Here is a 13,928-nt window from a genome sequence, read left to right as displayed (position 1 = left end):
AGAACATACACTATTCTGCTGCGCAAGAAAGTGAGGCGGCATCCAGACCTTCCGGTCATCAAAACGTTTTCGACAAATAATGGCGCGCGGCACCGGTTTCCGGGAAGTTATCGAGGGTCATTTGCAACTGATAGCCGTTTTTCTGATAAAACGGCAGCGCCTGGAAACTCATCGTATCCACCAGCGCATGCAGACACCCTCTCTCACGCGCGGTTTGTTCCGCCGCCTGCATCAATTTTGTGCCGTAACCGCCTTTACGCAGCGAATCATGCATCCATAAAAACTCAATGCATAGCCATTCGCCTTTAATTTTGCCGATCAACCCGCCCAGAATTTCATTGTGCTCATCGCGCCAGTACACCGCCAGGTCGCCAAAATTGGTGGTTCTGAGAAACTGGCGATTGTACGCACGCAATCCGGCCAGCAGCGCGTTTTGATCGTCTTCGGTAACCGTATCGGTAATCTGTATTTGCATCCTATCCTCCTGAAAAACTACAACGTCTGGCTGATTTAGTTTTAGGCATTAACACAGGCTGATGAGTGAGTCGTATGCCGTCTACACTTACTCTTGAGATGATGCGCATAGACAACAAGGATTATTATCATGAAACGAGTCATTTTTCCGATTATTGCCGTCCTTTTCACGCTACCCGCACTGGTACAAGCCGACTCGGCGTATGGCGGACTGCAGGCAGTACACGAAAAAAACACCGTTATGAAGGACTTACGTAAGATTTGCACCCCGCAAGGGTCGCCATCGGATGAGGTATGGGAAAAAACGATTATGGCTGATACGCGTAATCAGCAGCACATCCGCGAAGCCATTCTGGCAATACAAAGAAATAACCAGAACAACTACTGGGAAGCGCTTGGCAAAGTGGAATGCCCGGATTTATAGGCGTAAAGCGGGGAGCTTTACGCCACTGAGATAGCGTTAACGCTGAGGAATAATCAAGTCACCGCGCAGCACATACGAACCCAGCACACTCTGGGTTTTCTCGTTCAGCCAACTGACTATTCGAGCCGCCATGGCGTCCATTGAATATTCAATGGCCGGAATTGTCGGGATACCCGGCAAGTGCAATGACCCGGCCAGACTAAAGACCATAATGTCTTCCGGCACGGATTTATTAAACGCCTGCAGTTGCGGGATCACCCGCTGAGCCTGCTGCTCATCCGCTACCAACAGCGCATTAAAATTGAGCGTGGACGCGTTATTCAACAACTCCTGCAAAGCCACCGACGATGACGTTGCGGCCATAAACACCAGGTTACGGTTAAACGGCAGGAAGTTTTTTTCCAGCGCGTGCTTATAGCCCAACAGCACCTGCTCGGAGAAGCCCATGCCGTACGGGTGGATGAGTGCAATTTGCCGACGGTTCTGGCTTATCAGGTAGTTACAGGCGGTTTCGGTGGCGAACTCGTGATCGAACTGAATGCTGTTGACGTCATCGCCGGAGTCCAGGCAATCCACCAGAATGACGTTCTCCTGGTTGATATTTAGCGGGAAACGCGCGCCGATAATCAGGACGTCATCGCACAAACCGCAGCTTAGCTCATCAAGGGCGCTCATCACTTCCGCTTTGGTATTGGCAAACCGTAACAACAGATGTTTTTGGTGCTGACTAAGATGCTTTTCCAGCGCGTAGAGATAGCCCGTGGTCTGATTGATGTTGTCCTGCGCGCATATCACGCCAATACAGCCCGTAGACTGGCTGAGCAGCGACTGCGCAATCACGTTCGGACGATAATTGAGTTCATCCACGGCTTTTAACACGGCGAGGCGGCTGGCCTCTTTTACGCCACGCGATCCGCTCAACACGCGTGACACCGTGGCCTTAGAAACGCCAGCCAGACGCGATACATCGTTGATAGTAGACATCATTCTCCCCTGACAGGACCCGCCCGGCCCTTTAATCCTGAATTTAACATTGGCTCAAATAATCGCCATCCGCAGTATAGCTGTTTCCGTTTTTCATGGAAACCGATTTTCCATTTTGACTCAAAAAGAGACTTAAACAGCTAATTTCGTGAGCCAGATCGAAATAATTAGCCTCATAAGAATAAGATCTTGATGGTCATCACAATTCTATTTTCCATGAATGGAAACCGTTTTCCGTATGATATCAAATCAGACTCGCAATAAGTTTTTACACTTAAAGGATGGTTCATTATGGTCAGGATTATGTTGTGCTGCTCTGCAGGGATGTCCACCAGCTTGCTGGTTAGAAAAATGGTTGAAGAGGCGGAAACACGTGGGCTGGCTGTGCAGATTGAGGCGTACGGAGTTGCCGAATTTGACACGCAGTTTCCAAATTACCAGGTGGTGCTGCTCGGGCCCCAGGTGAAATACATGCTTAACACGCTCTCAGAAAAGGCTGCCACCCAGGGTATACCCGTAAAAGCCATAGATATGATGGATTACGGTATGCAACGCGGTGACAAAGTGCTGGATTATGCTCTGTCGCTAATTGAAGCGGCACACTAGAAGGGTGTCATTATGAGTTCGTTATATCAGTCAATGGTTGCCGTCATTGAACAATCCATTACCCCGCTCGCCGGAAAATTAGGCCAGCAAAAGTATGTGATTGCCATTCGTGACGGTTTTACGGCGGCGCTGCCGTTTATGATCATCGGCTCCTTCATGTTGGTGTTTATCTTTCCGCCGTTTTCCGCTGAAACCACCAACAGTTTTGCCCGCGGCTGGCTCGACTTTTCCGCCACGTACCGTGAACAGTTAATGCTGCCGTTTAACCTCAGCATGGGTGTTATGACGTTCTTCATCTCCGTTGGCATTGGGGCCAGCCTTGGCCGCCAGTTTAATCTCGACCCTATAATGTCTGGTCTGCTGGCATTTATGGCGTTTTTGCTGGTTGCCGCGCCCTATGCCGACGGGAAAATCTCGACGCAGTATCTCTCCGGACAAGGGATTTTTACTGCGCTCATCACCGCGATTTACTCCACCCGCGTTTACGCCTGGCTCAAGCAGAACAACGTGACGATTCGTTTGCCGAAGGAAGTGCCGACCGGCGTCGCCCGTTCATTTGAAATTCTGATCCCGGTTCTGGTCGTGATCGCGACACTGCATCCGCTGAACCTGTTTATCGAAGCGCAAACCGGAATGATCATTCCACAGGCCATTATGCATTTGCTGGAACCGCTGGTTTCCGCCTCTGACTCCCTGCCCGCCATTTTACTTTCCGTGCTGCTGTGCCAGATTTTCTGGTTTGCCGGGATTCACGGCGCATTGATTGTCACCGGCATCATGAACCCATTCTGGATGGCCAACCTTTCAGCCAACCAGGCCGCGCTGGCGGCAGGTGCGGCATTGCCTCACGTCTATCTGCAAGGCTTTTGGGATCACTACCTGCTGATTGGCGGCGTCGGCTCAACATTACCGCTGGCGTTTTTACTGCTGCGCAGCCGCGTCGCGCACCTGCGTACCATCGGAAAAATGGGAATTGTGCCTAGTTTCTTTAACATCAATGAGCCTATTCTGTTCGGTGCGCCAATCATCATGAACCCGATACTGTTCATCCCGTTCGTCTGCGTCCCGATGGTCAACGCCGTGTTGGCTTATACCGCCACCAAACTCGGCTGGTTGGCACAGGTGGTTTCGCTGACGCCGTGGACTACCCCAGCGCCAATTGGCGCATCCTGGGCCGCGAACTGGGCATTAAGCCCGGTGGTGATGTGCTTTATTTGTATGGCGATGTCGGCGCTGATGTACCTGCCTTTCCTGCGTGCTTACGAGCGTTCTTTGATCAAAACCGAAGAGCAAAAAGCCCAGGATACCGTCTCCGTGGCGAACGCTGCCCGTAGCAACTCATAATGAATCAAGGAGTCAGAACAATGAGATACCGTTTTCCTGAAAACTTTTGGTGGGGCAGTGCCTGCTCGGCGCTGCAAACCGAAGGGGATAGCCTGAACGGCGGCAAAAGCCAGACCACTTGGGATGTGTGGTTCGAACGTCAGCCAGGCCGTTTTCATCAGGGGGTTGGCCCGGCGAATACCTCAACCTTTTATCAGCACTGGCAGCAGGACATCGCGCTGCTCAAGCAGTTGAAGCACAACAGCTTCCGAACATCTTTGAGCTGGTCGCGCCTGATCCCGGACGGTACGGGTGAGGTTAATCCTGAAGCTGTCGATTTCTATAACAACGTCATCGACGAGCTGTTGGCGCAAGGCATCACGCCATTTATCACCCTGTTCCACTTCGACATGCCGATGGTGATGCAGGAGAAAGGCGGCTGGGAAAGCCGTGAAGTGGTCGAGGCATTTGGCCGCTACGCGCAGACGTGTTTCAAATTGTTCGGCAACCGCGTTAAGCACTGGTTCACCTTTAACGAGCCGATTGTGCCGGTTGAAGGCGGCTATCTGTATGACTTCCATTATCCTAACGTGGTGGATTTCAAACGTGCCGCCACTGTGGCGTACCATACCGTGCTGGCGCATGCGACGGCGGTGCGGGCGTATCGTGATGCAAACCATGACGGTGAAATTGGCGTAGTGCTGAATTTAACGCCTTCGTATCCGCGATCGCAGCATCCGGCAGATGTGAAAGCCGCGCACCATGCGGATCTGCTGTTTAATCGCAGCTTCCTCGACCCGGTACTGAAAGGGGAATATCCGGCGGATCTGGTGGCATTGCTGAAAGAGTACGATCAGCTTCCGGCCTGCCAGCCAGGCGATGCGCAGTTGATCGCCGACGGCAAAATCGACCTGCTGGGGATTAACTATTATCAGCCACGTCGTGTGAAATGCCGTGATACGGCAGTCAATCCGAACGCGCCGTTTATGCCGGAGTGGCTGTTTGATTATTACGAAATGCCGGGACGTAAAATGAACCCTTACCGCGGCTGGGAAATCTATGAGCCGGGTATTTACGATATTATTACCAACCTTCGTGATAATTACGGTAATCCGCGCTGTTTTATTTCAGAAAACGGTATGGGCGTTGAAAATGAGCAACGATTTATTCAGCAAGATCAAATAAACGATAGCTATCGTATTGAGTTTGTATCTGAACATCTTAAATGGCTACATAAAGGCATAAGCGAAGGCTGTAATTGTCTTGGCTACCATATGTGGACCTTTATTGATAATTGGTCATGGCTCAATGGCTATAAAAACCGTTACGGTTTTGTTCAGTTAGATTTAGCTACGCAAAAACGTACGGTAAAAAAGAGCGGCAAATGGTTTGCCCATACCGCCGAAAACAATGGTTTCGACTGAGAATAAAAGATCATGATTGCATTAGAAGAAGCAGTAATGGAAATTATCGTCAATGCCGGGCAGTCCCGTAGCCTATGCTTCGAAGCGCTGCATGCGGCACGCGCCGGGAATATTGATGAGGCGAAAAGCCTGCTTCGTGAGGCTGACGGCTATGCGCGTCAGGCTCATCACATGCAAACCAAATTGATTGAACAGGATGCCGGGGAAGCCCGGCAACCTATGACATTAATTATGGTGCATGCGCAGGACCACTTAATGACATCGCTATTAGCCCGCGAACTGTCGGAAGAAATTATTCATCTGTATCAGCGTTAATTGTTAATTAACCATTCAACAACGGAGAAAACATTACGATTAAATAACATAGTTCTGTACCCATAAATAAAACAGACAAATCAACTTGTTTTGGTGATAGCACATTCAACCGAGACGGGATGGTTATTATCTTAAAATAAATGAATACACACGCTTATTCAGAAGCCTGCGCGCAATCTGAAGGGTAAAGTGTCGATGAGATAACCATGAATATGATAAATAAGCTTCCAGTCACTCTGGCGGTCGTGGCCGCGCTGTGCCCAGGTTTTGCCTCCGCACAGGAATTTACGCAGGAACAAATCGACGCCATCGTCGCCAAAGCTGTCGATAAAGCACTGGCTGAACGCCAGGCAAAAATGGACGCCGCCGTCGCGAAAAAAACCGATGTCATTAACGAACCGCAAAGCGCGGCGCAATCACCGGATATGGCTATTCCGTTCGGTGTGAAATTCAGCGGCTATGCGCGTTACGGCGCGCACTTCCAGAGTGGCGATCAGAAATACGTTGGCGTCGATGGGTCCTACAACGGCGCATCCGCCATTGGTCGTCTCGGCAACGAAGGCAATGGCGGCGAGTTCCAGCTCTCCAAAGCGTTCAAAAGCGACAACGGCGCAATCTGGGACATCAACGTGATGATCGACCATTGGGGCGATGAAGTTAACCTCAAAAAAGCCTATGCGGGCGTAACCAACGTGCTGGAATCCAATCCTAACGCCTATATCTGGGCAGGTCGCGATTTCCACCAGCGTCCACAACAGGGGATCAACGACTACTTCTGGATGAACCACGACGGCCAGGGTGCCGGGGTGAAGAACTTCGACATCGGCGGCGTACAGTTTGACGTCGCGACCGTCGCCGCGGTTGAATCGTGCAGCCCGGAAGTGATGGAGGACGAAGCCAACCCGTCACGCATTACCTGTACCGGCGGTTCCGGCACCGGCGATAAGGGCAACTACGCCGTGACGTCGAAAATTCACAACATGAAGGTCGGCCCGCTGGATCTGGAGATCTACGCCAACTACGGTTTTGACTCTAAAGCCGTCGAGAGCGATGACCGCCTGAAAGCCTGGCAGGGCGCATTCGTGCTGAGCCACACCAACGACAGCGGCGTGAACAAAGTGATTGCCCGTTATTCTGATAATTCCGACAACAGCGTCTATAACAAAACTGACGATCTGACCACGGTTTATGCCAGCTTCGAGGGAAGCCATAAGTTTACCCGTCAGGCGCAGGTAGAATATCTGTTAGCGTTCCATGATTACGACAACAGCGCCGATAAGAGCGATAACCGTAAGAACTACGGCGCGATTGTGCGTCCAATGTACTTCTGGAACGATGTTCATTCCACCTGGCTGGAAGCGGGCTATCAGCGTGTTGATTACGACAACGGCGGGGATAACCACGGCTGGAAGCTGACCTTGTCGCAGAACATGTCAATTGCGATGGGACCGGAGTTCCGCCCGATGCTGCGCTTCTACGTCACCGGCGGCAAGGTGGACAACGACCGTACTGCGCGCGTCAACGGTACGTCAGACGAAACGCTGGACGACTTCAACCTTGGCGCAATGTGGGAAGCGTGGTTCTGATTAGTGAGTCGTGAATTGCCGGATGCGGCGTTAACGCCTTATTCGGCCTACGGTTAGAGCCTGTAGGCCGGATAAGCGCAGCGCCATCCGGCTGAGATTATTGCATATTTTTTATGCGAACTTTCGCTGCCACCAGAAGCGCTGTCAGCAGCATCAGGCTGCCCGAGAGCATCAGGGGCGACAGCAGTCCGAGGTTATCGAGCGCATAGCCTCCCACCGCAGCCCCGCAGGTATTGGCAAGCTGGATCACGGCGACCTGGACGGATCCAGCTTTTTCTGCCTGATCGGCAAGCGAGCGGGTGATCCACGTCGACCAACCAACCGGTACCAGCGCAAACGCCAGCCCCCAGATTATCGCAATGCCCGCGGCCACCACTTTATCGCTACCCCACAGAATCAGGACCAGCGCGCTGAGCGCCAGCACCAATGGCGCACCGGCCAGGGCCAGTTTGACCGAGCGCTTCAGAATCACCGAAGAGAACGACGTCCCGACAAAGCTGGCGATACCAAAACTCAACAGCACCAGCGTCAGGCCATCAACATCAAAGCCCGCCAGATTCATATAGACAGGGCGAATATAGGTAAAGAAGGCGAACTGCCCGGCGAAGGACATGAAGATGGCAATCATCCCGGCCATTACTCCGGGGCGCTGCAGCAGGCTGAACATATTTTGCTTGTGATGCGCAGGTTCGCCCGGCAGCGAAGGCAGCGCTCTCACCACCCAGATGGTGCACAGCACGCCCATTACCGCCGCCGCGTTAAACACGTTGCGCCAGCCGATGATGCCGCCCAAAAAGCTCCCCAACGGCGCGGCAATCACCAGCGCGATGGACACCGCGCCAAATATCACCGACAGCGCTTTCGGTACCGTACGCGCGGGAACCAGACGCATGGTCAGCGACGCTGACATCGCCCAGAACCCGCCGAGCGCCAGCCCCAGACAGGCACGACCGATCAGCAGGAGCGTAAAAGAGTTAGTAAATGAAACCAGCAGGCAGGAAAGCGTCAGCAGAACCGAAAACAGGATCACCACATAGCGACGATCGGTCGCCTGGATAATTTGCGTCACAAACAGGCTGGCGAACATGGCGACAAACGCCGTCACGGTCACTGATTGTCCGGCAACGCCTTCCGAAATGCCCAGATCCTGCGCCATTGGCGTCAGCAGGCTAACGGGCAGAAACTCAACGGTTATCAGGCAGGCAACACAGAACGCCACGGCGAATACCGCCGACCAGTTTGGCCGGGTATTTACCTCAGCGCGGGATTTTTGTTCAACAGCGTCACTCATTTTGTTACCTGCGTGGGGTTATTGTAGAAAAGTTACGCATTGTAACATTAAAAATGTGACGTATTTAACGTTTTGACAACTCTCACCGCCGGATGGCGGCGTCGCCTTATCCGGCCTACGGCTGAGCTCTTTTGTCGGCCTGATAAGCGTAGCGCCATCAGGCATCACTATCAGTGCAGCCAGTGCACGCCATCTTCAGGTTGGAAAAAGGCGTTATAGCGCATCTGGAACGCGTTAAGCTCCTGCATATCCGGCTCCATTTCACGTAGAAACCCGAGCGCCAGACGCACCTGCGCGTCGGTGATCGGAGCGGCCAGTCGAGATTTTTGCAACAAGCGGTGCCACTGCAGCAGGTTCTGCTCGCTGCCGTCAACAATGACGATTTGCCAGATTAACAATACCTGGGCGGCATTTTGCAGATGCGATTCATCAGGGCGGTGCAGGTACTGTAAAAACGCCTCCCCCTGTACTTTTCCCATCTGGTCAATCATCGATTCTACTGGTACTACATCAATACTCAGTCGCTCACTCAGACGGCGAATGGCCCGTCGTGATCCGGACGTCAGCACCCGGAAACCCACTACAAAAACAACCACCAACGTGGCCAGCATTATCCAAATCATTAATAACGATACCGCCCGCTTAAACTAATTTTTCCGAGAGTGACTGACAGGCTTCGCGCACCCACTGCGAATATTGTGGAATACAATTTTTTGGCATTTGTAGTTCAACGCCGCTGATACTTATTGCCGCAATCACGTCTTTATTACGGTTAAAAACCGGTGCGGCAATGCAATAGATGCCAGGGGAGTCTTCGGCGTTATCAAAGACCCAGCCTTGCTCGCGGATTCTGGCAAATTCCTTCATTAATGCTTTTTTGCTGGTAATGGTGGTTTCGGTATACCGTGGCAACACTTCATCAGGCAACAGCTCATCAATTTTATCTTGCGGCAGCCAGGCACAAAGCGCTTTGCCCACACCGGAGCTGTGCATCGGTAATTTTTTACCGACCCAGGTCCGAATGCCAATCGGCTGGGTATTCTCCAGCTTCATAAGATAAATTGGCGCGACTTCATCCAATATACCTAAGTGACAGGTCAGGTCCGTTTGCTGACGCAGTTTTTCCAAAACAGGAAGTGCCGCATTACGAATATCAAATTGTTCCAACGAACGATTTCCCCATTCGTACAGCTTCAAGCCCAAAAAGAAACGTCCCTTTTCCAGGCGCAAAAGATGATGCGCAACCAGTGCATTTAGCAGGGAAGACGTGCTGCTTTTTGGTAATGCCAGATCCTGCTGAATCTGACTGAAGGTCGCTCCTGGGGAGTTAAAAAGATAATTACAGATTTTTACTGTCTTATCCAATGCGGGAACAGAGGTCGTAATGTCTTGGTTCATGCGCTATTAATCTTTTTTATTCATAGACTCTGCACAGTATACCGCAATCACTTTTCTCAGGAATGCGGCTTTTTTGCACATACGCAAACTGGGCTCTATTACCTAAATTTTATACCCACAAACCCGATCCATCTCACAGTTGTTCATTTGTTCTGCAAAAAACGTTGACGAACGATTTGGATATTTGCTGTACTAACTTCAATATACAGAACATGAGTTCCATATATAGAACTAAAGGAGTGGCAATGTTGAACATTTTTAAGGGCATCTTCCCGCCAGTACCGACTATCGTTGACGAAAGCGGGGAATTGGATCGCGCTGGAATGGCAGTAATGATTGACCATGTGATTAGCAATGGTGCCGACGGAATGCTCATTCTGGGCAGTGGCGGCGAATTTTCCCATTTCTCGTCCGAACAAAGAAAGCAAATTGCAGAGTTTAGCCTGCAGCATGTTGCCGGTAGAGTTCCTGTTCTTATTGGTATCGCCTGCGCCAGCACAGCGGAAACTATCCAACTTGGAAGGCATGCTGAAAACGCGGGCGCAAAAGGAGTACTGGTAGTCAATCCTTATTATGCAAAACTCAGCGATGAGGCCCGCTTTACGCATTACAAACGAATTGCTGAAGCGCTAAGCATTCCCGTCTTCTTATATAATTTTCCAGAACTAACTGGCCAGGATATTGGTATAAATGTCATCACTCGCCTTGCCCGCGAAGTACCAAATATCGTTGGCATTAAAGATACAATTGATAACATTAGCCACACCAGGGAAGTTATCAATCAGGTTCATAGTTTCCGCCCAGATTTTATCATTTTTAGCGGCTATGACGAATATTTACTTGATACATTATTACTCGGTGGACATGGCGGCATTCCGGCAACATTTAACTTTGCGCCTCATATTACACGCGGAATTTATCAGGCGATTCAGCAGAACGATCTCGCTACCGCCAAAGCACTTCAACAACAACTTGCCGGATTATCACCTTTATATGCCTTAGAACAACCTTTCTTTGCCGTTATCAAGACCGCCATTAAATTAAGTGGCGTGGATATATCAACTGCAGTTGTCCCGCCAGCATTACCGTTAAATGAAGAAAAAAGAGAACAGGTTAAAAATATTTTATCCCGTATTACGGTATAAACCAGCATGAGAGCAAAGATAATGAACATCAACCCTGTATTAAAATTGAATCCCAAAGATGATGTGGTTATCGCAAGGCAGGCTGTCCCCGCAGGCACCCGGCTTGAAGAAGAGCACATTACTGTACTCAGTGATATTCCCGCAGGGCATAAAATCGCCCTGCATGCACTGAAGGTTGGCGATGCGGTCAGACGTTATGGGCAAATTATTGGCTTCGCAACTCAGCCCATTAAGCCTGGCGAACACATCCACATGCATAATTTGGGAATGGGTGACTTTGAACGCGACTATGCCTGGGGTGAAGATTGCCATTCACCCTCTCCAGCCCCTCAACAGGATACCTTTATGGGTATCCGCCGCGCCGATGGCCGTGCAGCTACACGTAATTACATCGGTATTTTAAGCTCCGTAAACTGTAGTGCCACGGTCGTAAGAGCTATTGAGGATCACTTCCGTCTGCAGGGTCTTGCAGATTACCCGAATGTTGATGGCGTGGTGTCATTACCACAAAGTTTTGGCTGTGCTATTGGCTCTAAAAGTGAATCAATGGACGTCATGAGACGTACGATGGCCGGTTATGCCACCCATGCCAACTTTGCCGGAGTAATCATCGTTGGACTGGGATGCGAATCCAGTCAAATTCAAGACATGATGAATGCCCATGGACTAGCCGATGGCCCAATGATGCACAGTTATACCATTCAGGATGTGGGCGGTACACGTCACGCCATTGAGAAAGGAATTTCCCTGGTTAACCAAATGTTGCCCGTTGCTAACCAGGTAACACGTCAACCTATCCCTGCATCAGAAATCATACTCGCGCTCGAATGTGGCGGTTCCGACAGCTATTCCGGGATCTCAGCCAATCCAGCTCTGGGCTATGCGGTAGATAAACTGGTGCAACAAGGCGGAACAGCGATTTTATCTGAAACCTCCGAAATTTATGGTGCAGAACATCTTCTTACCCGCCGCGCCGTTTCTCGCGAGATAGGTGAAAAGCTCATTGCCCGTATTCACTGGTGGGAAGAGTATTGTCGCCGCACCGGAAGCGAAATGAACAACAACCCCTCGGCGGGTAACAAAGTCGGCGGACTGACGACAATTCTGGAAAAATCACTTGGTGGTATTGCGAAAGCGGGTACAACCAATCTGACAGAAGTGTATGAGTATGCTGAACCGGTAACCGCGAAAGGTTTTGTCTTTATGGATACCCCTGGATATGACCCTATTGCTGTCACGGGGCAAATCGCCGGAGGAGCAAATCTTCTGTGTTTCACCACAGGCCGAGGTTCTGCCTTTGGTTCCAAGCCAACCCCAAGCCTGAAGCTGGCTACCAATAATGCGCTTTGGCAACGCCAACAGGAGGATATGGATATTAATTGCGGAACCATTGTCGAGGGGGAAGAATCCATTGCAGAAGTCGGTGAACTTATCTACCAGATGATCCTTGAGATGGCATCAGGTAAAAAAACGAAGAGTGAGGAATTTGGCTATGGCAGTCAAGAATTCGTCCCCTGGACTGTTGGCTCCATAATGTAACACTCCACAAGATAATAATACCTCGTACCGCCATACTCATTATGAGTATGGCAAGGAGCCCTTATGTCTATTGTTAACGTAAATACTGAAGAAGAAAAATTAAAGGCAACAACAGTAAGGTGGCGCATATTTATTATTATGCTCTTATTAGGTGCTATTAACTATATTGACCGCACCTCTCTTTCTATTGCTATGCCTTATATTACAGATGAATTTGGTATTACCGATACTCGCGTTGTTGGTGTGATTCATAGTGCCTTTTTCTGGGCTTATGCATTAATGCAAATCCCCAGTGGGGTCATTGCTGATAAATTCAAAGCCAGACATATCATTGCGCTGGCCACTATCTTATGGGGAGCATTTCAAGCCGTTGCGGCTCTGTGTCACTCTATTTTCACCCTTTCACTTTCTCGTCTGGGGTTAGGCGTCACTGAATCTCCAATCATGCCCGCCGGCGCGAAGTTAATGGGCACATGGTTAACGCCAACCGAACGCGGACGTGGTTCGATGCTACTTGATGGCGGCGCGCCATTGGGTACGGCGCTGGGTGCGGTGATCATCGCCGGACTTATTGCCTTTTTCGACTCATGGCGTATGGCATTCGTGGTGGCTGGTGTGGGAACAATGATTGTCGGTTTACTGGCCTGGTGGTACATCCGCACTTATCCATCAGAACACCCCAGCATCAATAAAGCTGAACTAGACCATATTGTTGCGGCAAACGGTGCTGAAACCAGTAGCAAGAAATACCGTCTGGCCGATATCAAACCTTACCTGAAACAACGTAATGTGATTGCACTTATCTGTGGCTGGGTCTGCTATAGCTTCGTGTTCTATGGCCTGATGACATGGCTACCGCTCTATTTCCAGGCCACCTACGGTTTTGATATCAAATCGATGGGCGGAGCAATGGCGCTGATCTTCCTGCTGTGTTTTGTCGGCCAACTGACTGGCGGCTACATTATGGATAAATGGCGCAGCAAAGGAGCAAAAACAAGCCGCGTTATGCATACGATGTTGGCGATTTCGGCTACCACCGCTGGTGTTGGTATTTTCCTTTGCGCACAAAGCTCGACGCCAGCCGTCGCAATTACCTTGCTCACTATTGCCCTTTTTCCCCTGCGATGGGCCAGCGTTTACTGGTCAATACCCGGACTACTGGGCGCACAATCAGTTGCAGGCACCATTTGCGGAACCATGAACTTCACCAGTAATTTGTTTGCAGCCATCCTGCCTATTTTTATCGGTTTCCTGGTGCAATCCACGGGGAACTATTACGCAGCGATGATGTTCTTTGCGCTGGCTGCTGTGGGTTATCTCATCTGCTCGCTGCTGATCAACTTTGATAAAAAAATGGTCATTACCGACGAGTAATCCGCCTGAATCTGGCCCGTTTACGGGCCATCTTTCAACATCAGG

General features: G+C 50.5%; 14 protein-coding genes. 9 read left to right on the top strand and 5 right to left on the bottom strand.

The window, feature by feature from the left end; genetic code table 11:
* Window positions 1-58: 58 nt before the first annotated feature.
* Window positions 59-475 carry a GNAT family N-acetyltransferase gene (locus ICA20_RS00250; RefSeq protein ID WP_038635605.1) on the bottom strand — a complete coding sequence of 139 codons (417 nt, stop codon included), beginning with the start codon at window positions 473-475 and terminating at the stop codon, window positions 59-61.
* 129 nt (window positions 476-604) lie between these two features.
* Here ICA20_RS00250 and ICA20_RS00245 point away from each other — a divergent pair, with 129 nt between their 5' ends.
* Window positions 605-898, top strand: a complete 294-nt coding sequence (locus ICA20_RS00245) for a YicS family protein (protein WP_038635608.1) — start codon at window positions 605-607, stop codon at window positions 896-898.
* A gap of 36 nt (window positions 899-934) precedes the next feature.
* Here ICA20_RS00245 and ICA20_RS00240 read toward each other — a convergent pair whose 3' ends face one another.
* Window positions 935-1,882 carry a LacI family DNA-binding transcriptional regulator gene (locus tag ICA20_RS00240; protein ID WP_038635610.1) on the bottom strand — a complete coding sequence of 316 codons (948 nt, stop codon included), beginning with the start codon at window positions 1,880-1,882 and terminating at the stop codon, window positions 935-937.
* A 291-nt stretch (window positions 1,883-2,173) separates the two neighbouring features.
* On the opposite strand from ICA20_RS00240, the gene ICA20_RS00235 reads away from it, so the two are divergent.
* The 5 genes from ICA20_RS00235 to ICA20_RS00215 all read left to right on the top strand — a co-directional run bounded on the left by ICA20_RS00235 (window position 2,174) and on the right by ICA20_RS00215 (window position 7,136).
* Window positions 2,174-2,488, top strand: a complete 315-nt coding sequence (locus ICA20_RS00235; RefSeq protein ID WP_038635614.1) for a PTS sugar transporter subunit IIB — start codon at window positions 2,174-2,176, stop codon at window positions 2,486-2,488.
* Between the two features lie 12 nt (window positions 2,489-2,500).
* Window positions 2,501-3,832, top strand: coding sequence for a PTS sugar transporter subunit IIC (locus tag ICA20_RS00230; RefSeq protein ID WP_038635618.1), 1,332 nt, complete (start codon window positions 2,501-2,503; stop codon window positions 3,830-3,832).
* A 20-nt stretch (window positions 3,833-3,852) separates the two neighbouring features.
* Complete coding sequence (locus ICA20_RS00225; RefSeq protein WP_038635623.1) at window positions 3,853-5,235, top strand: glycoside hydrolase family 1 protein; 1,383 nt, start codon at window positions 3,853-3,855, stop codon at window positions 5,233-5,235.
* 12 nt (window positions 5,236-5,247) lie between these two features.
* Entirely contained in the window at window positions 5,248-5,550 is a 303-nt protein-coding gene (locus tag ICA20_RS00220) for a PTS lactose/cellobiose transporter subunit IIA (protein ID WP_008786514.1), read from the top strand.
* Between the two features lie 206 nt (window positions 5,551-5,756).
* Complete coding sequence (locus tag ICA20_RS00215) at window positions 5,757-7,136, top strand: carbohydrate porin (RefSeq protein WP_038635629.1); 1,380 nt, start codon at window positions 5,757-5,759, stop codon at window positions 7,134-7,136.
* Window positions 7,137-7,233: 97 nt separating this feature from the next.
* Here ICA20_RS00215 and nepI read toward each other — a convergent pair whose 3' ends face one another.
* The 3 genes from nepI to ICA20_RS00200 all read right to left on the bottom strand — a co-directional run bounded on the left by nepI (window position 7,234) and on the right by ICA20_RS00200 (window position 9,825).
* The gene (gene nepI / locus ICA20_RS00210) at window positions 7,234-8,427 is read right to left on the bottom strand and encodes a purine ribonucleoside efflux pump NepI (protein WP_038635632.1); all 1,194 of its coding nucleotides are present in this window, start codon (window positions 8,425-8,427) and stop codon (window positions 7,234-7,236) included.
* 170 nt (window positions 8,428-8,597) lie between these two features.
* A complete protein-coding gene (locus ICA20_RS00205; RefSeq protein WP_038635635.1) occupies window positions 8,598-9,050 on the bottom strand; it encodes a DUF1198 family protein in 453 nt (150 codons plus the stop codon).
* 19 nt (window positions 9,051-9,069) lie between these two features.
* Window positions 9,070-9,825: an IclR family transcriptional regulator gene (locus tag ICA20_RS00200; protein ID WP_038635638.1), complete on the bottom strand. Its 756-nt coding sequence runs from the start codon at window positions 9,823-9,825 to the stop codon at window positions 9,070-9,072.
* Between the two features lie 245 nt (window positions 9,826-10,070).
* Between ICA20_RS00200 and ICA20_RS00195 the strand changes: the two genes are divergently transcribed.
* The 3 genes from ICA20_RS00195 to ICA20_RS00185 all read left to right on the top strand — a co-directional run bounded on the left by ICA20_RS00195 (window position 10,071) and on the right by ICA20_RS00185 (window position 13,883).
* Entirely contained in the window at window positions 10,071-10,970 is a 900-nt protein-coding gene (locus ICA20_RS00195; protein WP_038635641.1) for a dihydrodipicolinate synthase family protein, read from the top strand.
* A gap of 21 nt (window positions 10,971-10,991) precedes the next feature.
* Window positions 10,992-12,509 (top strand): altronate dehydratase family protein, encoded by a 1,518-nt coding sequence (locus tag ICA20_RS00190; RefSeq protein ID WP_038635644.1) that lies wholly within the window; start codon window positions 10,992-10,994, stop codon window positions 12,507-12,509.
* Window positions 12,510-12,572: 63 nt separating this feature from the next.
* Window positions 12,573-13,883, top strand: a complete 1,311-nt coding sequence (locus ICA20_RS00185; RefSeq protein WP_051594496.1) for an MFS transporter — start codon at window positions 12,573-12,575, stop codon at window positions 13,881-13,883.
* The last annotated feature ends 45 nt before the right edge of the window (window positions 13,884-13,928 follow it).

The organism is Citrobacter sp. C5_2, assembly GCF_014596845.2.
GTDB classification, from domain to species: Bacteria; Pseudomonadota; Gammaproteobacteria; order Enterobacterales; family Enterobacteriaceae; genus Citrobacter; species Citrobacter werkmanii.
This window is presented reverse-complemented; position numbering and strand designations above follow the sequence as displayed.